Source organism: Niveispirillum sp. CC-CTL257 (assembly GCF_059489915.1).
On record NZ_JCAJXE010000001.1, the window covers coordinates 558,893 to 580,298 of the forward strand.

The following is a 21,406-nucleotide window of genomic DNA, read 5'->3' on the forward strand; positions in this document are numbered from 1 at the left end:
GTTAATCAGGCGGCGGAGCTTAAGCAATGTCAAAAGCCGCGCCGCCGGTGAGGGCGATGGCCTTGCGTCGCGGGGGCGGGGTGGCGTATTTCCCGGAGCCAGCGATATCTCCATGGTGCAAGCAGGTGCCCCCATGACGGCCAAAACTTATTTCGATGATCTGGCCGTGGGCGAGGTGCAGCGCTCCAGCACCCTGACCGTGGACCGGGCGGCGATGCTGGACTATGCGCGCCGCTACGATCCCTGGGATTTCCATGTGGATGAGGAAGCGGCGGCGCAGACCCATTTCGGCGGCCTGATCGCCAGCGGCGGCTACACGATCTCGCTCTCCTATATCCTGGGGCATGAGACCATGGCCAAGGAGGGCCGGCCCTGGGCCTTTCTGGGCGGTTTTGACTGGCAGTTGAAGTTTCAGAAGCCGGTCAGGCCGGGGGACGCGTTGATCCTGACCGACACGATCCTGGAACTGACCCCGTCGCGCAAGGGCGGGCGGGGCATCGTGAAATTCCGCCGGGAGATGTGGAATCAGACGGGCGAGGTCGTGCTGTCGATTGATATTGTGGGGTTGGTGGCGGCGCGGGCTTGAGGCCCTATACGCCCGCATAGGCTGTGTTTTCCAATTCGGCGCGTTAAACTTGATGCAACGCAGCAATCAAGGATGCCGACCATGGACCGCGCCCGCGCCGCCCTGACCGCCTTTCGCGCCAACCCGGATACGCTGGACGATCTCTATCGCGCCATCTGTCAGGATATTGTGGAGCATGTCGGGTCCAGCCGTGCCTCCATCTGGCTGTTCAATGGCGTGAAGGACGCCATCACCAGCCAGTGCCTGTTCGACAGCCGTGACGGCACCTTCAGCAGCGGCGTCACCCTGTCGGAAGATGATTTCCCGCAATATTTCGATGCCATCAAGCGCGACCTGAAGATCGTGGCCCCGGATGCCGAGCATCATCCCGCCACCTCCTGTTTTGACGAGATCTACTTCACGCCGCTGGATATCCGGTCGCTGCTGGATTTCGTGATCCTGGAAGGTACCAGCCCGGTGGCCGTGCTGTGCTGTGAGCATTGCGGCGTGATCAAGGACTGGACCGAAGCGGATGTGAAGTATCTGCACCAGATGTCGGCGGTGCTGGGCATGACGTTCAAGGTGCGGGCCAAGGCGGGGTGATTGGCACCATCGCGTTACAATTCCGCAGTGCGGGATGCTTTCCATTTCGCAATGAATTCAGTTGGTAACGCCGGGGTAACGCTGCTTGCGGCGTCCCCGGCGGCCCTTTCATGATCCCCCCGGTTTCGATCCAACGGGGGGATTTCATCATGTCGCGTCTGGTCCGTGCATCCGCGTTCGCCTTTCTGGCCCTGTCCGCCGGTGGGCTGCTGGGGGCCTGTTCCATCAATGTCAATGACGGGGAGTATGAGCACGGCAACTACCGTGCGCCCCGTACCGCCACCGATATCTGCCGGCGCGAGGTGGACCGGTCGTTCGGCGACCGTTACCGCATCGCCTTCGACCTGCCGGAACTGTCCACCATTGGCAATATCCAAACGGTGCAGCAGCCCTTCACCATGGCCAGCCGCAAGGACGCGTTCGAGACGCCGCAGCGCCGGACCCTGCGCTGCACCATCACGGACGGGGTGCTGACGCAGGCGGTGCCGAACTGACGTTACCGGGCGTCAGCCACCATGGGTGGGGCCCAGATGCTCCGCCAGGAAGCTTTCCAGCTTCTTCAGCATGGTGATGCGATCCCCAGCGGCGGTCAGCCAGTGGCTGCCCTTGGGGAGCAGCAGCAGTTCATGCGGCTTGCCAGCCGATTTCAGCGCCTCCGCCATCCGCACCGACTGTTCCGAGGGGACGACGGTATCGTCCTCCGCATGGATCAGCAGCAGGGGCAGGCCGACCCGGTCAGCCTGCCGCAGGGGTGAAAACTGCCCCAGTTCGGTGCGGTTGCCGCCCAGGCTGTCCTTCACATCGTCACGCGGGTCATCGACCCGGCTGTCATAGATGCGGACCAGTTCAGATATACCGTTGATGCTGGCGGCACAGCGGAACGTCTCCTTGTCGCGAAACGCCGCCACCTGGGCTGCATAGCCGCCATAGGAAATACCGGCGACACAGATACGACCGGCATCGGCCAATTGCTGATCCGCCAGCCATTTCGCGGCGTCGACCAGATCATCCTGCATCGCCCGACCCCATTGTCCACGGCCAGCGGCCCAATGGGCATAGCCATGCCCTGTCGATCCCCGGAAATTCGGCTGGATCACGCCATAACCCCGGCTGGCCAGGAACTGCGCAACCCAGTTGAAGGTCAGGTCGTCATGAGCGTGCGGACCGCCATGTGGCAGCACCACAAAGGGCAGGCGGCTGGGCGGAACGCCCACGGGCAGGGTGATGATGGCCGGAATGGCGCGACCGTCTCGGGCCGGGAAGGAGACCGCAGAACGCTTCGGCAGGTTATCGACCGGCAATTCTGGATAGCCGCTTCCCAGGGGATATAGCTGCTTTTCCCGTGTGTTGAAGAGGATGTAGCTGGTGGGTCGCCCTGCTGCCATGGACGCGAACAGCATCATCCCGCCGTCCTGCGACATGTCCAGCAACTGCTCACGGGTCTGCGGCACTGCCTTGTCCACACTGGCCGTAATGGATTGCAGGGTGGGGTCGAACAGCGCCTGTCCAGGCATGTCGCCGGCCAACCGCACCCCGACGATGGAGCCGTGAAGGCCCATCAGACCCGTCACATCCGTCGACCAATCCCCGACACGATCCGACAGGCGCTTTTCCCTGGTGTCGAACTGATAAAGCCCGACCGTATCTGTCTCATGCTTTGCCAGGACAAGCACGCGGTCGGGCTGATCCGTGCGCGACAAGGGCACCAAGGCCTCTTTGGCGGCGAAGCGCGCGCTGACGGTTTCGGTCCAGCCATTGTCATCACGCACCAGCAGGATGTCCTTCTCGTCCCGGATCCGTACTCCTGCCACCGGGTTTCCGTCCGGCCCCACTGTCCAGTAGAAGACCTGTGGCACCGGTTTTTGCAGCGTGACACGGTCACCGGTGCGCAGGTTGACGCGGGCAACGGAGGGGTAGGAGCCGGCATCCTCCTGCACCATCATCACCACCTCGTCCGGGCTGTCGGGCAGGGGATGCAGAATGCCGCCCGGATAGCCGGCGCGCGAGAAATCCGACAGATTGCCGATGGGCGACAGCATGCGGGTATTGCCACCCTGCAGGTCCACGGAAACCAAACGCTGAACCTCTACTGCCTGTTGACTGACCCAGACGCCGGTTCCCATCCGGGCGGCACTGGATGCCTGATCGGTCGCGGTCCGTACCGTCATGACGAGCCGGTCATTCTTGGGGAAGCTGAACCCCACTAATTCGCCCTTGTCCGGGGCGATCACACGTTCCTTGCCGTCGCCATCCAGCGGCTTCACCACGATCATGCGTGTGCCGCCCAAAGCCGCCAGATAGGCCAGATGCCGCCCGTCAGGCGACAATTGCGGCTGGGCCATGGCCGGCAACCGGGCGAAAGCCTCCAGCGGTGGCGGGACGGGTGCGTCGCCAAATGCCGGAGAGACGCCAAGCAGCAGGGCGGCGACGAAGGCGGACAGGCAGCGCATCTGGTCGATCCATGTCAGGTTGACAACACCAACATGGTAAACAAAGTCTATGACACTCTCAATGCGGGTGTTCGGTTGTGGTAACCGCCGCCATGCGGGTAAACGAAAAACCCCGCCATCCTTTCGGACAGCGGGGTTCATGTTTCTTTACCGGTTGCGCCCCGATCACGCCGCGCGGGCAGCCATCAGCTTCTTGATTTCGGCGATGGCCTTGGCGGGGTTCAGACCCTTGGGGCAGGTCTGGGTGCAGTTCATGATCGTGTGGCAGCGATAGAGGCGGAAGGGGTCTTCCAGCGCGTCCAGACGTTCACCTGTCATTTCATCGCGGCTGTCGGCGATGAAGCGATAGGCCTGCAACAGCACCGCCGGACCCAGGTAACGGTCGCCGTTCCACCAGTAGCTGGGGCAGGAGGTCGTGCAGCAGAAGCACAGGATGCATTCGTAGAGACCATCCAGCTTTTCCCGCTCTTCCGGGCTTTGCAGCCGTTCGCGCGAGGGGGCCGTGCTCTGCGTCTGCAGCCAGGGCTTGATGGAGGCCAGCTGCGCGTAATTCTGGTTCAGGTCGGGGACAAGGTCCTTCACCACCGGCTGATGCGGCAGCGGGTAGATCTTGACGTCGCCCTTCACCTCGCCAATCGGCTTCAGGCAGGCCAGCGTGTTGCGCCCGTCGATATTCATCGCGCAGGAGCCGCAGATGCCCTCACGGCAGGAACGGCGGAAGGTGAGCGTGCTGTCCACATCGTTCTTGATGTGGATCAGCGCGTCCAGAACCATCGGACCGCACTTGTCCAGGTCGATCTCGTACTTGTCCTCACGCGGGTTTTCACCCGAGTCAGGGTCATAGCGATAGATGCGGAAGGTGCGGGTGCGCTTGGCATCCGCAGAGGCCGACTTGATGGTCTTGCCGGGCACGACCTTCGAGTTGGCGGGCAGGGTAAATTCAGCCATGGATGAAGCCCTCTCAGATCGTGACTTAGTAGACGCGCTTCTTCGGCGGGAACACTTCCACCTCGTTCGTCAGGGTGTAGAGATGAACCGGGCGGTAATCGATGGTCGATTTGCCCGTCTCATCCACCCAGACGGTGGTGTGCTTCATCCAATTCTCGTCGTCACGCTCGCTGTAATCCTCACGCGCATGGGCGCCACGGGATTCCTTGCGGTTGGCACCGGAATTGATGGTGGCGACGGCCTGATACATCAGATTGTCCAGTTCCAGCGCTTCCACCAGATCGCTGTTCCAGATCATGGAGCTGTCGCTGACCTGCACATCCGGGCGCTTGGCCCAGACGTTCTTCATCAGCTCCACGCCTTCGTCCAGCACCTCACCAGTGCGGAAGACCGCGCAGTTATTCTGCATGATCTTCTGCATTTCCAGGCGCAGATGCGCGACGCGGGTGCCGCCCTTGGCAAAGCGGGCCTTGTCCAGACGGGCCAGCGCCTTGTCGGTGCTGTCGTTGGAAATGGTCTTGTGCGGGGCGCCCTTCTGCACGATCTCCGCCGCGCGGATGGCGGCAGAGCGGCCAAACACGACGAGGTCGAGCAGGGAGTTGGAACCCAGGCGGTTGGCGCCGTGCACCGACACGCAGGCCGCCTCGCCAATCGCCATCAGGCCGGGCACGACCTGATCGGGATTGTCGGCGGTGGGACGGATGACCTCGCCACGATAGTTCGTGGGGATGCCGCCCATATTGTAGTGAACGGTGGGCAGAACCGGGATCGGCTCCTTCGTCACATCCACGCCGGCGAACACACGGGCACTTTCCGCGATGCCGGGCAAGCGGGCATGGATGACTTCCGGTGCCAGATGCTCCAGGTGCAGGTGGATATGGTCCTTATTGGGACCGACGCCGCGCCCTTCACGGATTTCGATGGTCATCGACCGGCTGACCACGTCGCGGGATGCCAGGTCCTTGGCGGACGGGGCATAACGCTCCATGAAGCGCTCACCCGCGCTGTTGGTCAGGTAACCGCCTTCACCGCGCGCACCCTCGGTGATCAGACAGCCGGAGCCGTAGATGCCGGTGGGGTGGAACTGCACGAACTCCATGTCCTGGAGCGGCAGGCCGGCGCGCAACACCATGCCGCCGCCGTCGCCGGTGCAGGTATGGGCCGACGTGGCGGAGAAATAGGCACGGCCATAGCCGCCGGTGGCCAGAACCGTCTGGTGACCGCGGAAGCGATGGATGGTGCCATCATCCAGGTTCCAGGCCAGCACGCCCCGGCACACGCCTTCCTCGTCCATCAGCAGGTCGAGGGCGAAGTACTCGATAAAGAATTCGGCATGGTGGCGCAGGCTCTGCTGATACAGCGTATGCAGCATGGCGTGGCCGGTACGGTCCGCCGCCGCACAGGTGCGGTAGGCCTGACCCTTGCCATATTCGGTGGTCATGCCGCCGAAGGCGCGCTGGTAGATCTTGCCTTCAGCGGTGCGCGAGAACGGCACGCCCTGATGTTCCAGTTCGATGATGGCGGGGATGGCCTCGCGCACCATGTACTCGATGGCGTCCTGGTCGCCCAGCCAGTCCGACCCCTTGACGGTGTCGTACATGTGGTAGCGCCAGTCGTCATTGCCCATGTTGCCCAGGGCCGCCGAGATGCCGCCCTGTGCCGCCACGGTGTGGCTGCGGGTGGGGAACACCTTGGTGATACAGGCGGTCTTCAGCCCCTTTTCGGCCATGCCGAAAGTGGCGCGCAGGCCGGCACCACCGGCACCAACGACAACCACGTCATATTCGTGGTCGATGATCTTGTAAGCGGTCGCCATGATGTCAGGCTCCGAAAGCGATCTTCAGGACGGCGAAAGCGCCAGCGAGGAACAGCACCAGGGCCAGCAGTTTGGTGGCGCCGATGGCGACGACCTTGGCCAGCTTGCCGTGGATATAGTCCTCGTAAATTTCCTGCATACCGTATGCGGCGTGATGAAACAGGAAGCCCAGGAACAGGACGGTCAGGATGACCGGGCAGGGCTGCTTGAAGGTAGCGACCACTTCCTCATACGGTGCGCCGATCAGGCTGATCACCAGGATGATGAACAGGATGGTCAGCACCGCCAGGGCGGCGGACGCGATGCGGTAGCCCAGCCAGGCCTGCGCCCCGGTCTTGGCGGAACCCAGGCCGCGGGCGCGGCCGATGGGCGTGCGGAAACTGTTGGTATCGTTGGCCATCATGTCCCCCGTCAGACCGCGAAAGCCACGACCCAGGTCACCACGGTCGCCACGATGGCGCCGCCGATGACCAGCTTGGCGCTGGAATAGGATTGTTCCAGCGTCAGCATCCTTGCCCCATCCCAGATCAGGTGGCGCAGGCCGTTCAGCAGGTGGTACCAGAGGGCCGCCGTCCAGCCGAACATCAGCAACAGGCCGATGGGCGAGGCGATGAAGCCGCTGGCCGTGGCATAGGCATCCGGGCCGGCCGCAGCGGCGACCAGCCACCAGACCAGCAGCAGCGTACCAACGGTCAGCCCCACGCCGGTGATGCGGTGGGCGATGGAGGTCAGGGCCGGCAAGGGCAGCCGGTAGACCTGCAGGTGAGGGGACAAGGGCCGTTGCCGCTTGGCCGCAGGCGTGTCGGTCATTTCTCTTTCGTCCTTGGTGCTGGCCGGGGTTTGCCCGCGCCCTCCCCCCGCCAAGGGAGCTGACGCCCGGTGAAGGAACCACCGGCGGCTTATGAGACAAAGAAATCGCCCGAGTGACTTACGCCGAACCCCCGGTCTCGTCAACGCTTCGGCAGTGCGGTATTCGTTGTGACCGCCCCCCGACCTTGGCATGGCGTACCTGTTTTTCAGCATGGCAGCATGTTTGCCGGCTGTTTTTGTCGCCCGAGGATACCGATTCATGCTGTCGCCCGATCACATTGACGATATCGCCCTGCTGGAAGATCTGTCGATGACGGCATGGCCGGCACCGCGCCGCATCATCCATAAGGGCTGGGCGCTGTATTTCGCAGGCGGCCATACGGGGCGGGCCAATTCCGCCAATGCCGTGGTGCCACTGCATACCATTGATGATGCCACCATCGACATGGTAGAGGCGGAATATCGCCGTCAGGGGCTGCCGCCGCAATTCCGCCTGACGCCCCTGTCACCGCCGGACCTGGGCGACCGGCTGGCCGACCGGGGCTATCGCATCGCCAGCGAAAGCCGGGTGTTCTTCCGGTCGTTGGACGGCATTCCGTCCGGTACGCCCGATGCGGCGGTGCGGGTGCAGGAGAGGCTGGACCAGGCCTGGATGGATGCCTATCGCCGCATGGTGCCGGTGCCCGAGGCGGAGATGCCGGCGCTGCTGTCCATCCTGAACGGTATCGCCGCCCGGCCACGCTTCGCCGCCCTGTGGCAGGATGGGGAGCCGGTGGCGGCCTGTCTGGCCGTGCTGGACCGGGGATGGGTCGGCTTCTACAAGGTCGCCTGCCGGCCCGACCGGCGCGGACAGGGCCTGCCGCGCCGTCTGATGACCGACATGCTGGCCCGCGCGGTGGGGGAGGGGGCCGTGGGTGCCTATCTCCAGGTGGGTGCCGCCAATGCCCCGGCCCTGGCGCTCTATGCCCGACTGGGGTTCCAGCATCTCTATGATTACGCCTATGCGAAGCTGGGGTGAGCTGGGCGGGCGCTGCATAAAATGCAGGCCTCCTCTTGGTGGGTCGAATAAAAGTCATATGCATTTAATGTAAATTGGATTGCGTAAACGCAAGGTTAATGTTACTTTCCTCCCGTCTCATGACAAGGCGGTCGTTCAGCACATCCACAGAATGTGAATGTGAACCGCTTTTCTTTATCCGCACGGCACTCAAGCAGCAAAGCCGCCTCTGGTCTTTGCCGTTGGAAAGGAACAACCATGTCTATTGCAACCTCAGCCGCTTCCGCGGTCGCTCCCGCTTTGCCTAATCCTCTGCCGCCGCCGAACTGTACGCCGTATCTGACGAACGGCTTTGATCCGCTGAAATCGTCGTTCCTGACGCAGCCGATCTTTCAACTGACCTATGCCAATGGTGCCCAGGGCCAGTTCAATGGCGTCACCTGTTCCATCCCCGACGGGGTGGTCTTTCTGGAACGCACCCAGTTCGGCTATAGTAATTCCGAACATTTCATGCGGACCGTATCCGATTTCAAATATTCATTCTCTGTATCGGTGTCGGCAGGGTTGGATGGTCAGAAATATTCTGGCAGTTTTTCCAGCAGCCTGACCTATGGTGCCAGCTTTTTCAGCGATGTGACCAAGGAATATTTCCTGACCTTCGCCACCCAGCAATGTTACAGCGTCCGGCGTGATTGCAGCGCGGCACAGGCGTCGCTGACGTCCGGCTTCACCGCCGATCTGGCGGCACTGCCGGCCACAATCGGGTCCAGCAGCGATTATCAGGCCTATGCCGGCTTTTTCCAGAAATACGGGACCTATTTCCTGGTTTCCGGCGTCTTTGGCGGGTTCATGGCCAAGGCGACCACCATCTCCAAAAGCGTGGTCAAGACCGCCGACCATATGAAACTTCAGGCCGCGATCTCCGGCTCGTTCGAGACGGAGATCGGCAAGGTCACGGGCAGTGCCAGCACCAGCTACAGTGATAGCCAATGGCTGGACCAGTATCAGAACGACATGTCATCCACCACCAGCGCGGTTGGCGGCACCTATGAGCCGGACAAGCCGGCGGCGTTCTTCCCCTCCTGCTATGACAATCCCGTGCTGCTGCTGGGCCTGGGCACGGCCGGGCTGTCGCCGGTGATCCTGCCCTTGTCGGCGCTGATCACCGGGCCGGATGCCACCGCCAAGGTCGCGACGATGGATGCCGCCGCGCGGGTTTATCTGAATACGCCACATATCAGCACGCCCGACCCTGTCGCGGCATCGACATTGAACCAGTATGATGTGGACACGATCCTTGTGGCCTATACCAACTATGCCGTGAATGGTGCCCGCGGCTACACCACCGGCTCTGTCGGCCCGGCAGATGGCATGGCGGTGCCCTGCGCCTATGCCTCCGGCCATCTTTATGACCAGGACCAGCGCTATGCCAATACGGCCAGTCTGGCGCTGCCGGTGCAGAAAGGGTTGCGGGCGGAACTGGCGCAGACCACGACCTTCGGCAACCCGCCGGATGCCCTGTTCCAGAGCTTCGCCCTGGGCCAGGCGGATGGCGGGGCCGCTGTTCTGGGCGCGTCCAGCAGCCTGACGATATCTGCCGGCACCCCCTTGACCCAGACGGCGGCCAGCGACGGTTTCCTGCTGGTGTCACTGCTCCGTGGCGGCAGTGGTGCGCGCGGTTCTGCCGCCGTCACGGTTGGCAGCGTGCTGCGGGGGGCGGCCTCCATTCACTATTATCCCGGCGACGATGTGCATTACCCGCAGGAAAGCGTGCTGGTTCCCATCTGCAATGGCGAAACCTTCACGGTGACCTGCGAAACCACCTTCGGCGACGTCACCTATGCGGCGCAATGGACGCCCCTGTCGGGGGTGCTTTCCTTCCAGCCGGCGCAGCAGATGCTGGCCTATGGCCAGACGCAGCCTGGCCAGTTGCCCCTGACCGTGCAGAATGTGCAGACCGACGGGTTCCTGATCCTGCTGATTGATGGAAGGTCATGCGATCAGACCATCGGATTCGGCGCGATTGAGATGGGGCCGGCGGGCACGGCGCTGGGGACCGATGCGACCATGGCGGCCGCGTCGATCAATTTCTATCCCGGTGCCGATACCTGGCTGGGGTGCAACAGCGCTGTTGTGCCCGTGCCGAAGGGATGGTCGTATAATGTGACCTTCAGCTACGTCTTCGCCCAGCCATCGGTCGCCCTGTGCTGGGTGCCGCTGGTCAACCCGACCGACCCGACGCAATGGGCCGGCAACTGAGCCGCTTGAAGGGGCCTGTCACCCTGTCCTTCCGCGAAGGGCGGGGGGACGGGCCCCTTCAATCATGCCGCGCCTGGGCAAAGATGGCGCCCTCAAGGTCGGCCCCGTCCAGCTTGGCCCCGCGCAGGTCGGCACCGGTGAAGTCAGTGCCCCGTGCCACCGCGCCACGCAGGTCGGCATTACGCAGGTCGGCGCCCTGAAAACGTGCGCCGGACAGGCGGGTGGGCCAGCGGCGGTCGGGCATGTCGGCGCTGACCAGCGGTGTCAGGTTGGCCCCCTGCAGAAAGGCCCCGCCCAGATGCGCGCGTTCCAGATTGGCACCGCGCAGATCGGTGCTGCCCATCTGGGTATCGCGCATGTCAGTGCATTCCAGATCGGCCATGACCATGCAGGCATTGGTCCATAGCGAGCGGCGGGCCAGCGCATAGGGTAGTTTCGCCGCCGTCACATTGCGACCGCGCATGTCCACGCCCATCAGGTCGCGACCACTGAAATCAGCGCGTTTGCCGCTGCGCCCCGCCGTCACCACCCAGTCGGCATGGGCGGCCAGCAAGGCCTCCACCGGTTCGGCCCCGTCCATGGTGCCGGGCAGCAGCGCGCCCGTGCGCTTCAGATCGTTCATGGCGTGGGGGTCCAGGATGGCACCCCGGAAATTCGCCCCCTCGGCCAGAGCGTCGCGCAGGATGGCGTCGGTCAGGACGGCACCCGCAAAATCCGCCTCCTGCAACTGCGCACCCTGCAGGTTGGCGCCGTCCAGCATCGCGCCCTTGAAATTGGCCCCGCGCAGATCGGCCCCGCGCAGATCGACATGGCGCAGATTGGCGTCGGTGAAGTCCGCCTTCAGCGTGATGGCCCCGTTCATCTTGGAGCCGGAGAAATCGGCATTGTTGGCGATGACGGCGGCCAGGTTGGGGATGCGTCCGTCAAAGGCCTGGGGCAGGGGCTTGCCACCGCGATAAACGGCCAGCACCGCCTCCCGCACATCGGTGTCACGTAGTTTGGCCTTGGTCAGGTCGGCCCCGCGCATGGTGATGCCGCGCATATCGGCCTTGGACAGGTCCGCCTGCTGCAAATTGGCCAGACGAAGGTCGGCGGCGAACAGATTGGCCCCGATCAGCCGCGTCTTCACCATCTGTGCCTGATCAAAGCGCGATCCGGTCAGTTCAGCACTACGCAGATCCATGTTGGACAGGTTGACGCCGCGCAGATCGCACAGAACGAAGATCGCACGCTGGCCGCCGATGCGACCCTCCATCAGCTTGACATGGCGGCGCAGGGCTTCGAGCAGCTCCTCTGTCGAGGGGCGTCGCCATGCCGGTTCCGCCGGTTGTGCCGCTTCCGCCGTCAAGCCTGCGCTGCCTTCCCTATCGCTGGTATGGGATGGGGCCGCAAGGCCCCGCGGGCACTATGCCAGAGCTTTTTCGGCTTGCACACCAAAGTATGAATGCCAAAAGATCATATCCACAGCTTTTCGTTTTGCTTCGCAGTCGCAAAACAGCGTTGTCAATGGCAGGTTAACTGACAAACTTCCGCGCGTTGGCGACCATGACGGAATACATAGTGCGGATGAAATCCGTGGGCCGCAGCCGACCAAAGGGAATGTTCTCCGACGCGTAGGTGACAAGCTCATCCGGCGGCTTCACCGGCACTACCTCCAGCCCCGATTTGCGCAGCGCATCCACAACGGATTTCGCCTGCTTCATATAGTCCTCATTGAAGAAGGACTTGTCGGCGTCCTTGATGGACTGGGCGATGATCTCCTGAATGGACGGCACGCGCGCGTTCCTTAGGGCTTTGGGTCGGGAAAGGTCAGGGGGAATTAACCATCAATCCCGGCGCGGCGCAATTCCGGCCCCAACCGGCCCGCCACGAACAGGAAGAACATCCGGTAATCGGCGATCAGTGACCAGAGCGGATAGGTGAAGGTGGCGGGCTTGTTATGTTCCACCAGGGCATGGGACAACCACGCGAAGAAATAGCCAGATAAGGGCATGCCGATCAGCCAGAGCGGGTCCATGGTGGCCCCGAAGGTCGCCAGGAAACCCAGTGCGATAGCGCTGCCGACATAGTGGAAGCCGCGCGTCACCTTCTTGGAATGTTCGCGCAGATAGAAGGGCCAGAAGGCCTCGAACGTCTGATACTCACGCTGTGCCATGGCTGCATTCCTCCCGCCACATGGGCGCTTATGTCATTTTCTTGCCAAGGGGACGCCCAGCGCATAAGTCAAAGCGTTCGCTGGGGCTTGTCAAGGCGCAATGAAGTTTCGCGCTGCCCCGCCTTATCACCTATGGAATTGAGGGCCGGGAAAATGGGTTACAAGGTCGCTGTCGTTGGCGCCACGGGCAATGTCGGCCGGGAAATCCTGCAGACGCTGGCTGACCGGAATTTCCCCGTGTCGGAAGTGGTCGCCCTGGCCTCTGAACGCTCCGCCGGCCATGAAGTGTCGTTTGGCGAGGATCAGGTGTTGAAGGTCCGCGACCTTGCCACCTTCGACTTCGCCGGCACGGACTTTGTCCTGTCCTCGCCCGGTGCCAAAATCTCCGCCCAGTTCGCGCCCAAGGCCGCTGCCGCCGGTGCCTGCGTGATCGACAATACCAGCCATTTCCGCATGGACCCCGATGTCCCGCTGGTGGTGCCGGAGGTGAACCCGCATCATCTGGCCGGCTGGCGCAAGAAGGGCATCATCGCCAATCCCAACTGCTCCACCATTCAGATGGTTGTGGCGCTGAAGCCGCTGCATGATCTGGCCAAGATCAAGCGCGTCGTCGTCTCCACCTATCAGTCCGTGTCGGGCGGCGGCAAGGAGGCGATGGACGAGCTGTTCACCCAGACCCGCGCCATCTATGTCAACGATCCGGTGGAAAAGAAGAAGTTCACCAAGCAGATCGCCTTCAACGTCATCCCGCACATCGACAGTTTCATGGACGATGGCATGACGAAGGAAGAGTGGAAGATGGTGGTGGAGACCAAGAAGATCCTGGACCCCGCCATCAAGGTGTCGGCCACCGCCGTGCGCGTGCCGGTGTTCATCGGCCATTCGGAATCGGTGAATATCGAGTTCGAGAACCCCATCACCGCCGACGAGGCCCGCCGCGCCCTGCGCGCCGCCCCCGGTATCTCCGTCGTCGATCATCGCCAGGATGAGGGGTATGTGACCCCGGTTGAAGTGGCCGGTGAGGATAATGTCTTCGTCAGCCGTATCCGCGAGGACAGCACCGTCGAAAATGGCCTGAACCTGTGGATTGTGGCCGACAATCTGCGCAAGGGTGCAGCGCTGAACGCCGTACAGATCGCCGAAGTGATGATCCGCGACGGGCATATCGGCCCGGCGGATTGATTGTGGGCGTCAGAGCGGGACGCAGTGGGTGCGGAGCCAGTCGGCGAAGGTGACTTCGTCGATGCTTCGCGCTGCCAGCCCGACCATCATGCTCGTGGCGTCGGTCGGCGTGGTCGCCAGTGACCAGCCATTGTCGGCCAAGAACACTAGACAGGCAGTGAAACCCGCCCGTTTGTTGCCATCGACAAAGGCGTGATTGCGCACGAAGGCAGCGGCATAGGCCGTTGCCAAGTCGAAGATGTCTGCGTTTGGAATGTAAGCGTAAACCTGACGGGGGCGTGCGAGTGCGGCTTCCATCAGACCCTCGTCACGCAGGCCGGGCATCCCCCCGAACCTCTTCAACGAGATGTGATGCAGTTCGATCAGAGCCTCGCGGTCCAGCCAGTTTGGTTCCGTCATTTGGCCAGTTCAGCGTAGGTCTCGGCGTAGCGCTCCATAGCGGCGAGGCCCAGGCGCATTTGACGGCTCTTCGCATCAGTAACGGCATTCAAGCTGAAGCCACCATTGTGGATATCAACAGCCTCCAATCTATCGCCCTCTCGCAGTTGAACCTGCGAGGCGAGCGTTTCGGGCAGTTCGATAACGAGGCGTCCATCTACGCGACGGACCAGAAGCGCTGTCATCGTCAATCCTCAATTTCGGCGACACCGAAAAATCTAACAGAATTTAGCGGCTTTGACCGCGCTGCGTAACCAGATTTCTGCTAGGCAAAAAAACTGATCCCAGGTGACTAGGGATATCTGCTTCTTTGTCAGGGCATCGATAACGCCCCCGCCGCCGGGGCCATGCATAAGGGAATGTGGGAGATGACGAAGCTTGTCCTGATCCGCCATGGTCAGAGCCTGTGGAACCAGCTGGACCTGTTCACGGGCTGGACCGATGTGGACCTGTCGCCGCAGGGCGTGGAGGAGGCCAAGGAGGCCGGTGTCAAGCTGAAGGCGGCTGGGCTGGATTTCGATATCTGCCATACCTCCGTCCTGAAGCGCGCCATCAAGACCAGCAACCTGGCCCTGGAAGCCATGGACCGTATCTGGGTGCCGCAATTCAAGAGCTGGCAGCTGAACGAGCGTCATTATGGCGGCCTGCAGGGCCTGAACAAGACCGAGACGGCGGCCAAGCATGGGGCCGATCAGGTCAAGATCTGGCGCCGCTCCTACGACATCGCCCCGCCGGTCCTGGCCGAGGATGATGAGCGTCTGCCCGACGCCGACCCGCGCTATGCCGATCTGTCCAAGGATCAGCTGCCGCGTACCGAAAGCCTGAAGGATTGCGTGGCCCGCGTCGTGCCCTACTGGACCGACGTGATCGCCCCGCAGGTGAAGGCGGGCAAGCGCGTGCTGGTCGCCGCCCATGGCAACAGCCTGCGCGGTCTGGTCAAGTATCTGTCCGGCATGGGCGATGACGAGATCGTCCAGTTCGAAATCCCGACCGGCAAGCCCATCGTCTATGAGCTGGATGCCGACCTGAAGGCGCTGGACCGGTATTTCCTGGATTGAGGTGGGGTTTCCGCGGATGACGCTTTGCTAATCCGCGCTACTTGGAGGTTGGGCCTCTTCGTAGCGCGGATTAGGCGCGAGCCGTAATCCGCGGGACATTACGCCTTCACCCCCGCAAAGGGTGCCGCCTTGGCGTTGGGGTCCAGCGGCCAGCGCGGGCGCGGCGCGAAGTCCAAACCGTCGGTCAGGCCCAGGCGCAGCCGTTCCAGCCCGGCCCAGGCTATCATGGCGCCATTGTCGGTACACAGGCCCAGCGGCGGGGCCACGAAATCGAACCGGTGCCGGCGGCACAGGTCGGTCAGGCGGGCGCGCAGCACCTGATTGGCGGCGACCCCGCCGGCCACCACCAGGGTCTTGCCTTCTGGAAATTCTGCTTTGAAATATTTCAGCGCCTTGGTGCAGCGGTCGATCAGACTGTCGCCCACCGCCTGATGAAAGGATGCGGCCAGGTCGGCGCGGTCGGCATCCGACAGGGTGCCGCCCAGATTTTCCACATGCCGGCGCACAGCGGTCTTCAGCCCGGAAAAGCTGAAATCACAATCGGGCCGACCCCTCATAGGCACGGGCAGGTCGAAGCGGGCGGGGGCCGTCGCCCCTGCCGCCGCCTTTTCCATCAGCGGGCCGCCAGGATAGCCCAGGCCCATGATCTTGGCAGATTTGTCAAACGCCTCGCCCACCGCATCATCGATGGTGGTGCCCAGGCGGCGGTATCGCCCCACCCCCTCTACGGCCAGCAACTGGCAATGGCCGCCAGAGACCAGCAGCAGCAGGAAGGGGAAGGTCACCCCATGCGTCAGGCGCGCCGTCAGGGCGTGGCCTTCCAGATGGTTGACGGCCATGAAGGGCAGGTTTGTGACGGCGGCCATGGCCTTGGCCGTCATTACCCCCACCATCACCCCGCCGATCAGGCCCGGCCCCGCCGTGGCGGCGATGCCGTCCAGGTCGGACAGGCCCAGCCCAGCCTCATCCAAGGCCTGCCGCACCAGCCGGTCCAGATGCTGTAAATGCGCGCGCGCCGCGATTTCCGGCACCACGCCGCCATAGGGGCGGTGATCGTCCAACTGGCTCAACACCACATTGGACAGGACACGGCCAGGACCATCGCCATCATCTTCGACGATGGCGGCGGCGGTTTCATCACAGCTTGTTTCGATGCCAAGGACTTTCATGGGGGCAGAACCTAAGCGTCCGTCGGCCCGGCGGCAAGGGCGGCGGAACATTGCAGCCATGGCGGCGGCGAATATGGCGGGCAGGGACGGCGTGTTGATTGACAAACCGCACGCCCGTGCTATTCCCGCAAGACCCGTTCCACAGGAGCAAAACCATGATCCGCGTTCACCACCTGAACATCTCCCGGTCGCTGCGCGTCATCTGGCTGCTGGAGGAACTGGGGGTGCCTTATGAGATTGTGCGTCATCGCCGCAACAAGAAGACGATGCGCGCCCCCGTGGGCTTACGCGACCTGCACCCGCTGGGCAAGCTGCCCATGGTGGAGGTGGATGGCAAGGTGCTGGTGGAAACCGGCCTGATCATTGAATATCTGCTGGCCCATCACGGCCCGCACTTGGCGCCCGGCACCGACAATGCCGATGCGCATTGGCGCTATCGTTACTGGATGCATTACGCTGAGGGCTCCCTGATGCCGCAGCTTCTGCTGAAGCTGATCGCGGACAAGATGGGCCTGCTGGCCCTGCCGATCCGGGGCATGGTCAAGGAGCAGGTGAACCTTCATCTGGATTATGTGGAGAAGGAGGCCGGTCGTTCCCCCTGGCTGGCCGGCGATGAGTTCAGCGCCGCTGACATCATGATGAGCTTCCCGCTGGAAGTGGCCGTGATGCGCGCCGGCGTGACGGCGGCCACCCATCCCAATATCACCCGCCTCCTGTCGGCCATCCAGGCCCGCCCGGCGTACCAGCGGGCGGTGGCGCAGGCGGGGGATAAAGGTTAACGGCGTTTTGCATCGGGCCGCTTCCCCCGAGGCCCCGAAAGCGGTATTGAGAAAGGTATGAAAGCTCTTCTCCGCATCGGCACGCGCGGCAGCCCCCTGGCATTGGCGCAGGCCATTGAGACCCGCGACCGTCTGGCCGCCGCCTTCCCGGAACTGGCGGAGGCGGGGGCGGTCGAGATCGTCACCTTCAAGACCGAAGGCGACCGCATCCTGGACCGCACCTTGAGTGCGGCGGGCGGCAAGGGGCTGTTCACCAAGGAGATTGAGCAGGCGCTGCTGGATGGCTCCGTCGATCTGGCGGTGCATTCGATGAAGGATGTGCCGACGGCGTTGCCCGATGGGTTGGCCATTACCTGCTATCTTCCGCGCGAGGATCATCGCGACGCCTGGTTCAGCCCCAAGGCCGCAAGCCTGGATGAGTTGCCGGAGGGGGCGCTGGTCGGCACGGCCAGCCTGCGCCGGCAGGCCATCGTCCTGATGCGCCGGCCCGACCTGCGGATCGCGGCCCTGCGTGGCAATGTGCAGACGCGGTTGCGCAAGCTGGAGGAAGGGCTGGTCGACGCCACGCTTCTGGCCATGGCGGGGTTGAACCGGCTGGGTCTGGTGGACAAGGCCACGGGGGTTTTGTCGGAAGAACAGATGCTGCCGGCCGTGGCGCAGGGGGCCATCGGCATTGAGACGCGCATCGGTGATGATCGCACCAATGCCTATGTCCGTGCCTTGAACTGTGCCGAAACGGAATTGCGGGTCACGGCGGAACGTGGCGTGCTGGCCACCCTGGACGGGTCCTGCCGCACGCCCATCGCGGCCCTGGCCCTGATCAATGGTGACGCCATGTCGCTGAAGGCGCTGGTCATCCGGCCTGACGGGCAGCAATGGTTCATGACGGGTCGCGCCGGCAACAAGGCCGACGCGCTGTCCATGGGCATTGATGCGGGGCAGGAGCTTAAATCCAAGCTGCCCGCCGCCTTCTTTGCCGGGATCAACCCTGACGGGCCGGTGGTGTGACGGGCGTCCTGGTCACAAGGCCAGAGCCGGGGGCGGCGGAAACGGAAGCCGCCTTGCGGGCGCTGGGCTACCGGCCCGTGATGGCACCGCTTCTGACCATTGACCCCGTGCCGGGACCACCCATCGACCTGACCGGCTTTGACGCTGTCGCCGTCACCTCCGCCAATGGAGTGCGCGCGTTGGTCGGGCGCAGCGCCGAACGCGCCCTGCCGCTTTATGCGGTGGGGGAGCGGACGGCGGCGCTGGCGCGCGATGCCGGGTTCCAGGAGGTCCATGCCGCCGGGGGGGATATCATCTCCCTTTCCCGCCTGCTTTCGGGCCGGGGGCCAAGGGTTCTGCATGTGGCTGGTGAGGATGTGGCGGGGGAACTTTCACCCGCCGACGTTGTTGTCACACGGATGACAGCCTATCGTGCCGTACCGGTGGACGCGTTGCCGGACGCGGCGGTGGACGCCCTGCGTGACGGGCAGGTGGCCTATGTGGCGCTTTTTTCGCCGCGCACGGCCAGCGTGTTTGTTAGGCTGGTACAAAAGGCCGGGCTGGCGGCACCCGTGGGTGGTGTGACGGCCCTGTGCATATCGGCCGCAGTAGCGCGCGCCGCCCAGGGGTTTGGGTTTGCCGAAACCCGCGTGGCGGTACGGCCCGACGCGGCCAGCCTGCTGGCCCTGCTGCCGGCGGTGAAGGGAGTTTAAGGAATGAGCGACAGTGATAAGACGGGCAAAGGCCCCAGCCTGGACGATCTGGAACGCGAGATCGCGGCCAATGCCCAGAAGCCGGAAGCAAAGCCCGCGACGCCCCGTATGGCCCCGCCACCCATTGTAGCGGCAAAGCGTGGGGGTGGTGGCCTGCTGGGCGGCACGGCCTTGCTGCTGGCCCTGGGCGCGGCGGGCCTGTCGGGCTATGGCTTTTGGCGCGACCTGAATGCATCGCCGCCGGCCATGGCCGACCTGTCGCCGTTGGCCCAGCGTCTGAACGCCGTGGAAACGGAACAGCAGGCGCTGCGCGCGTCGCTGGACAGTCTGAGCAAGCGTCAGGATGCGTTGGAGGCCCGCCTGTCGGGCGAGACGACGATTGTCGCGCGTGAGACGGTGACGGTTCTGCCGGAAGCCGGACCGCAGGGTGGGGTTGATATCTCCGCCACGCAGGCCCTGGCCGACCGGATCGCCGCCTTGGAAGACCGCAAGACGGAGACGGTTGATCTGTCCCCCCTGACCCACCGCGTCCAGACGCTGGAGGAAGTGTCGGCGGAGGTGATCCCGCGCCTGACCATGCTGGAAACCCGCCGGCAGATGGGGGCCGTGGGTGAGGCGCTGATCATCGCTGTGGGGCAGTTGCAGGCGGCGTTGAGTGGTGGTCGCCCCTATGCGCGGGAATTGCGGTCGGCACAGGCGCTGGCCGCCAACGACACGGCGTTGCTGGACCTGCTGGCCCCCCTGTCGGCATCGGCGGAAACCGGGCTGGCGGGTGATATTGAGCTGCGGGAGAAATTCCGCCTGCTGGCCCCCGCTGTTCTGCGCGCCGACCGCGACCGGGAAGGGGCGGACTGGACCGACCGCGTGCTGGGCCGGCTGACCAGCATCATCACCTTCCGCCGCGCGTCGGGCGAGGTGGCGGGCGACAATGCCGATGCCGTGCTGGCGCGGGCCGAGGCGGCGATGCTGGCCAATGACCTGCCGCGCGCCGTGGAGGAGATGGAGAAGCTGCCGGCGCATGCCGCCGGCCCCGCCGCCGAATGGCTGAAACTGGCAGAGGCGCGCATGGCGGCGGAAGCCGCCGCCGCTACCCTGGCCGACATGTCGCTGGCCCGCATGGCCGGGCCGGGCAAGACGGACGCCGGGAACGGGGCCAGGGACGGGGAGGCCCGCTGATGCGCAAATCCCTGATATTCTTCCTGAAGATCGGCATTCTGGTGGCGACTGCCGTCTGGCTGGCGCAGCGACCGGGCCGGGTGACCATCGAATGGCTGGACTATGTGGTGGAGATGCCGGTGGGCATCGGTGCCATCCTGGTGCTGCTGGCGGCCTGGATCGCCGCCACCATTGGGCGGCTGTGGCGTATCCTGCGCAACGGGCCGGGTGCCTTTGGCCGCAGCCGTAATGCAAGGCGGCGTGAGGGCGGGTTCCGCGCCCTGGCCCAGGGTTGGGTCGCGGCATCGGCGGGTGATGCCGACATCACCACCAAATCCGCCAAGGCGGCGGAAAAGCTGCTGCGCGAACCGTCGCTGACCCTGCCACTGTTGGCCCGTGCCGCCGAACTGCGCGGTGATGCGGTGGCGGCGGCGGCGGCCTATAAGGCCATGCTGGGCAAGCCGGCGACGGAACTGGCGGCGCGGCGTGCCTTGCTGACCCAGGCGATGGAGCGTGGGGACCGCCCGGCGGCGCTGGACCATGCCCGCCGCGCCCTGGAACTGCGGCCCAAGGCCGACTGGCCGGCCAAGGCGTTGGCGGAGCTGGAGGCCGGCAGCGGCAACTGGCTGGAGGCCGATGCCGCCCTGGTCAAGGCACAGAAGGTCAAGGCCCTGCCCAAGGATGATGCCGGCCACCGCCGTGCCGCCCTGCTGATTGAAGAGGCGCGTAAGGCCATGGCGACGGGCCGGCCCGATCAGGCCTTGCAATCGGCCCAGGCGGCGTTTGACCTGGACCCGGCCCGCGTGCCGGCGGCGACGCTGCTGGCACGCCTGCTGGCCAAGGCGGGCAAACATGCCAAGGCCGTGAAGGTGCTGGAACAGGCCTGGCGGCAATCGCCGCACCCCGATCTTGCCAAGGTCTGGGGAGAGGCATCGGCGGACCAGAACCCGCTGACGCTGGTCAAACGCTATGAGGCGCTGGTGGCGTTGAAGCCCGGTCAGGCCGACGCGCACTTCGCCCTGGCCGAGGCGGCGATCAACGCGAAGCTGTGGGGCGTGGCCCGGTCGCATCTGGACAAGGTCCGCGAACTGGCCCCGACCACGCGCGCATATCGCCGGCTGGCCGATGTGGCGCGGGCGGAGAAGGGGGAGGGGCCGGAGGTTCAGACCTATCTGAACCAGGCCATGTCCGCCCAAGCCGACCCCCGCTGGCGTTGCACCAGTTGCGGCACCAGCCATAGCGACTGGCACGCCGTGTGTGATGAATGCGGGGCGGTGGATACGATTACGTGGCCGAAGGTGGGGAAGGGGTAATTCGCGCAA

23 protein-coding genes are annotated in these 21,406 nt (G+C 64.1%); 12 read left to right on the forward strand and 11 right to left on the reverse strand.

The window, feature by feature from the left end:
• Positions 1 to 133 precede the first annotated feature (133 nt).
• From ABC729_RS02715 to ABC729_RS02725, 3 genes are all read left to right on the forward strand, one after another.
• Positions 134 to 586 carry a MaoC/PaaZ C-terminal domain-containing protein gene (locus ABC729_RS02715; protein ID WP_495606125.1) on the forward strand — a complete coding sequence of 151 codons (453 nt, stop codon included), beginning with the start codon at positions 134 to 136 and terminating at the stop codon, positions 584 to 586.
• A gap of 81 nt (positions 587 to 667) precedes the next feature.
• Positions 668 to 1,168, forward strand: a complete 501-nt coding sequence (locus tag ABC729_RS02720) for a GAF domain-containing protein (RefSeq protein WP_102111720.1) — start codon at positions 668 to 670, stop codon at positions 1,166 to 1,168.
• 149 nt (positions 1,169 to 1,317) lie between these two features.
• Positions 1,318 to 1,662 (forward strand): hypothetical protein, encoded by a 345-nt coding sequence (locus ABC729_RS02725; protein WP_495606126.1) that lies wholly within the window; start codon positions 1,318 to 1,320, stop codon positions 1,660 to 1,662.
• Positions 1,663 to 1,674: 12 nt separating this feature from the next.
• Here the strand turns inward: ABC729_RS02725 and ABC729_RS02730 are convergent, their stop codons facing one another.
• The 5 genes from ABC729_RS02730 to sdhC form a co-directional block, all read right to left on the reverse strand.
• Entirely contained in the window at positions 1,675 to 3,618 is a 1,944-nt protein-coding gene (locus ABC729_RS02730) for a S9 family peptidase (protein ID WP_495606127.1), read from the reverse strand.
• 165 nt (positions 3,619 to 3,783) lie between these two features.
• Positions 3,784 to 4,566, reverse strand: a complete 783-nt coding sequence (locus tag ABC729_RS02735; RefSeq protein WP_495606128.1) for a succinate dehydrogenase iron-sulfur subunit — start codon at positions 4,564 to 4,566, stop codon at positions 3,784 to 3,786.
• Between the two features lie 25 nt (positions 4,567 to 4,591).
• A complete protein-coding gene (gene sdhA, locus ABC729_RS02740) occupies positions 4,592 to 6,382 on the reverse strand; it encodes a succinate dehydrogenase flavoprotein subunit (RefSeq protein WP_495606129.1) in 1,791 nt (596 codons plus the stop codon).
• A gap of 4 nt (positions 6,383 to 6,386) precedes the next feature.
• Entirely contained in the window at positions 6,387 to 6,785 is a 399-nt protein-coding gene (gene sdhD / locus ABC729_RS02745) for a succinate dehydrogenase, hydrophobic membrane anchor protein (protein WP_495606130.1), read from the reverse strand.
• Between the two features lie 8 nt (positions 6,786 to 6,793).
• Positions 6,794 to 7,192, reverse strand: a complete 399-nt coding sequence (gene sdhC / locus ABC729_RS02750; protein ID WP_495606131.1) for a succinate dehydrogenase, cytochrome b556 subunit — start codon at positions 7,190 to 7,192, stop codon at positions 6,794 to 6,796.
• 259 nt (positions 7,193 to 7,451) lie between these two features.
• Here sdhC and ABC729_RS02755 point away from each other — a divergent pair, with 259 nt between their 5' ends.
• Together ABC729_RS02755 and ABC729_RS02760 are read left to right on the forward strand one after the other, a co-directional pair.
• A complete protein-coding gene (locus ABC729_RS02755) occupies positions 7,452 to 8,210 on the forward strand; it encodes a GNAT family N-acetyltransferase (RefSeq protein WP_495606132.1) in 759 nt (252 codons plus the stop codon).
• A 237-nt stretch (positions 8,211 to 8,447) separates the two neighbouring features.
• Positions 8,448 to 10,448 carry an MAC/perforin domain-containing protein gene (locus tag ABC729_RS02760; protein WP_495606133.1) on the forward strand — a complete coding sequence of 667 codons (2,001 nt, stop codon included), beginning with the start codon at positions 8,448 to 8,450 and terminating at the stop codon, positions 10,446 to 10,448.
• Positions 10,449 to 10,506: 58 nt separating this feature from the next.
• Here the strand turns inward: ABC729_RS02760 and ABC729_RS02765 are convergent, their stop codons facing one another.
• The 3 genes from ABC729_RS02765 to ABC729_RS02775 all read right to left on the reverse strand — a co-directional run bounded on the left by ABC729_RS02765 (position 10,507) and on the right by ABC729_RS02775 (position 12,603).
• Positions 10,507 to 11,796, reverse strand: a complete 1,290-nt coding sequence (locus tag ABC729_RS02765) for a pentapeptide repeat-containing protein (RefSeq protein WP_495606134.1) — start codon at positions 11,794 to 11,796, stop codon at positions 10,507 to 10,509.
• A gap of 166 nt (positions 11,797 to 11,962) precedes the next feature.
• Positions 11,963 to 12,223 (reverse strand): hypothetical protein, encoded by a 261-nt coding sequence (locus ABC729_RS02770; RefSeq protein ID WP_488964369.1) that lies wholly within the window; start codon positions 12,221 to 12,223, stop codon positions 11,963 to 11,965.
• A gap of 44 nt (positions 12,224 to 12,267) precedes the next feature.
• A complete protein-coding gene (locus ABC729_RS02775; protein ID WP_102111713.1) occupies positions 12,268 to 12,603 on the reverse strand; it encodes an Mpo1-like protein in 336 nt (111 codons plus the stop codon).
• Between the two features lie 153 nt (positions 12,604 to 12,756).
• Between ABC729_RS02775 and ABC729_RS02780 the strand changes: the two genes are divergently transcribed.
• On the forward strand, positions 12,757 to 13,785 hold the full coding sequence (locus ABC729_RS02780) for an aspartate-semialdehyde dehydrogenase (protein WP_495606135.1): 1,029 nt from the start codon (positions 12,757 to 12,759) through the stop codon (positions 13,783 to 13,785).
• A gap of 9 nt (positions 13,786 to 13,794) precedes the next feature.
• Here ABC729_RS02780 and ABC729_RS02785 read toward each other — a convergent pair whose 3' ends face one another.
• Together ABC729_RS02785 and ABC729_RS02790 are read right to left on the reverse strand one after the other, a co-directional pair.
• The gene (locus tag ABC729_RS02785; RefSeq protein ID WP_495606136.1) at positions 13,795 to 14,184 is read right to left on the reverse strand and encodes a type II toxin-antitoxin system death-on-curing family toxin; all 390 of its coding nucleotides are present in this window, start codon (positions 14,182 to 14,184) and stop codon (positions 13,795 to 13,797) included.
• Positions 14,181 to 14,408, reverse strand: a complete 228-nt coding sequence (locus tag ABC729_RS02790) for a hypothetical protein (RefSeq protein ID WP_495606137.1) — start codon at positions 14,406 to 14,408, stop codon at positions 14,181 to 14,183. The genes ABC729_RS02785 and ABC729_RS02790 overlap by 4 nt, the downstream gene beginning before the upstream one ends.
• Positions 14,409 to 14,591: 183 nt before the next feature.
• Here ABC729_RS02790 and gpmA point away from each other — a divergent pair, with 183 nt between their 5' ends.
• The gene (gpmA, locus tag ABC729_RS02795) at positions 14,592 to 15,281 is read left to right on the forward strand and encodes a 2,3-diphosphoglycerate-dependent phosphoglycerate mutase (protein ID WP_495606138.1); all 690 of its coding nucleotides are present in this window, start codon (positions 14,592 to 14,594) and stop codon (positions 15,279 to 15,281) included.
• 98 nt (positions 15,282 to 15,379) lie between these two features.
• Here the strand turns inward: gpmA and tsaD are convergent, their stop codons facing one another.
• A complete protein-coding gene (gene tsaD, locus ABC729_RS02800) occupies positions 15,380 to 16,450 on the reverse strand; it encodes a tRNA (adenosine(37)-N6)-threonylcarbamoyltransferase complex transferase subunit TsaD (protein ID WP_495606139.1) in 1,071 nt (356 codons plus the stop codon).
• Between the two features lie 155 nt (positions 16,451 to 16,605).
• Here tsaD and ABC729_RS02805 point away from each other — a divergent pair, with 155 nt between their 5' ends.
• From ABC729_RS02805 to ABC729_RS02825, 5 genes are read left to right on the forward strand one after another with little or no spacing between them, the layout of a single operon-like run.
• Positions 16,606 to 17,229: a glutathione S-transferase family protein gene (locus ABC729_RS02805; protein ID WP_495606140.1), complete on the forward strand. Its 624-nt coding sequence runs from the start codon at positions 16,606 to 16,608 to the stop codon at positions 17,227 to 17,229.
• A 57-nt stretch (positions 17,230 to 17,286) separates the two neighbouring features.
• Entirely contained in the window at positions 17,287 to 18,237 is a 951-nt protein-coding gene (gene hemC / locus ABC729_RS02810) for a hydroxymethylbilane synthase (protein ID WP_495606141.1), read from the forward strand.
• Positions 18,234 to 18,929: a uroporphyrinogen-III synthase gene (locus tag ABC729_RS02815; RefSeq protein WP_495606142.1), complete on the forward strand. Its 696-nt coding sequence runs from the start codon at positions 18,234 to 18,236 to the stop codon at positions 18,927 to 18,929. Before hemC ends, ABC729_RS02815 begins: the two co-directional genes overlap by 4 nt.
• A gap of 3 nt (positions 18,930 to 18,932) precedes the next feature.
• Positions 18,933 to 20,105, forward strand: coding sequence for a COG4223 family protein (locus ABC729_RS02820; RefSeq protein ID WP_495606143.1), 1,173 nt, complete (start codon positions 18,933 to 18,935; stop codon positions 20,103 to 20,105).
• Complete coding sequence (locus ABC729_RS02825; protein ID WP_495606144.1) at positions 20,105 to 21,397, forward strand: heme biosynthesis protein HemY; 1,293 nt, start codon at positions 20,105 to 20,107, stop codon at positions 21,395 to 21,397. Before ABC729_RS02820 ends, ABC729_RS02825 begins: the two co-directional genes overlap by 1 nt.
• The last annotated feature ends 9 nt before the right edge of the window (positions 21,398 to 21,406 follow it).

What these genes read in the sequence shown, in the direction of transcription:
- ABC729_RS02715 (WP_495606125.1), top strand. Translation starts at nt 134, where the DNA reads ATGACGGCCAAAACTTATTTCGATGATCTGGCCGTGGGCGAGGTGCAG.
- ABC729_RS02730 (WP_495606127.1), bottom strand. Translation starts at nt 3,618, where the DNA reads ATGCGCTGCCTGTCCGCCTTCGTCGCCGCCCTGCTGCTTGGCGTCTCT.
- ABC729_RS02790 (WP_495606137.1), bottom strand. Translation starts at nt 14,408, where the DNA reads ATGACAGCGCTTCTGGTCCGTCGCGTAGATGGACGCCTCGTTATCGAA.
- ABC729_RS02735 (WP_495606128.1), bottom strand. Translation starts at nt 4,566, where the DNA reads ATGGCTGAATTTACCCTGCCCGCCAACTCGAAGGTCGTGCCCGGCAAG.
- ABC729_RS02785 (WP_495606136.1), bottom strand. Translation starts at nt 14,184, where the DNA reads ATGACGGAACCAAACTGGCTGGACCGCGAGGCTCTGATCGAACTGCAT.
- gpmA (WP_495606138.1), top strand. Translation starts at nt 14,592, where the DNA reads ATGACGAAGCTTGTCCTGATCCGCCATGGTCAGAGCCTGTGGAACCAG.
- ABC729_RS02755 (WP_495606132.1), top strand. Translation starts at nt 7,452, where the DNA reads ATGCTGTCGCCCGATCACATTGACGATATCGCCCTGCTGGAAGATCTG.
- ABC729_RS02780 (WP_495606135.1), top strand. Translation starts at nt 12,757, where the DNA reads ATGGGTTACAAGGTCGCTGTCGTTGGCGCCACGGGCAATGTCGGCCGG.
- sdhD (WP_495606130.1), bottom strand. Translation starts at nt 6,785, where the DNA reads ATGATGGCCAACGATACCAACAGTTTCCGCACGCCCATCGGCCGCGCC.
- ABC729_RS02760 (WP_495606133.1), top strand. Translation starts at nt 8,448, where the DNA reads ATGTCTATTGCAACCTCAGCCGCTTCCGCGGTCGCTCCCGCTTTGCCT.
- tsaD (WP_495606139.1), bottom strand. Translation starts at nt 16,450, where the DNA reads ATGAAAGTCCTTGGCATCGAAACAAGCTGTGATGAAACCGCCGCCGCC.
- ABC729_RS02805 (WP_495606140.1), top strand. Translation starts at nt 16,606, where the DNA reads ATGATCCGCGTTCACCACCTGAACATCTCCCGGTCGCTGCGCGTCATC.
- sdhC (WP_495606131.1), bottom strand. Translation starts at nt 7,192, where the DNA reads ATGACCGACACGCCTGCGGCCAAGCGGCAACGGCCCTTGTCCCCTCAC.
- ABC729_RS02825 (WP_495606144.1), top strand. Translation starts at nt 20,105, where the DNA reads ATGCGCAAATCCCTGATATTCTTCCTGAAGATCGGCATTCTGGTGGCG.
- sdhA (WP_495606129.1), bottom strand. Translation starts at nt 6,382, where the DNA reads ATGGCGACCGCTTACAAGATCATCGACCACGAATATGACGTGGTTGTC.
- hemC (WP_495606141.1), top strand. Translation starts at nt 17,287, where the DNA reads ATGAAAGCTCTTCTCCGCATCGGCACGCGCGGCAGCCCCCTGGCATTG.
- ABC729_RS02725 (WP_495606126.1), top strand. Translation starts at nt 1,318, where the DNA reads ATGTCGCGTCTGGTCCGTGCATCCGCGTTCGCCTTTCTGGCCCTGTCC.
- ABC729_RS02775 (WP_102111713.1), bottom strand. Translation starts at nt 12,603, where the DNA reads ATGGCACAGCGTGAGTATCAGACGTTCGAGGCCTTCTGGCCCTTCTAT.
- ABC729_RS02720 (WP_102111720.1), top strand. Translation starts at nt 668, where the DNA reads ATGGACCGCGCCCGCGCCGCCCTGACCGCCTTTCGCGCCAACCCGGAT.
- ABC729_RS02820 (WP_495606143.1), top strand. Translation starts at nt 18,933, where the DNA reads ATGAGCGACAGTGATAAGACGGGCAAAGGCCCCAGCCTGGACGATCTG.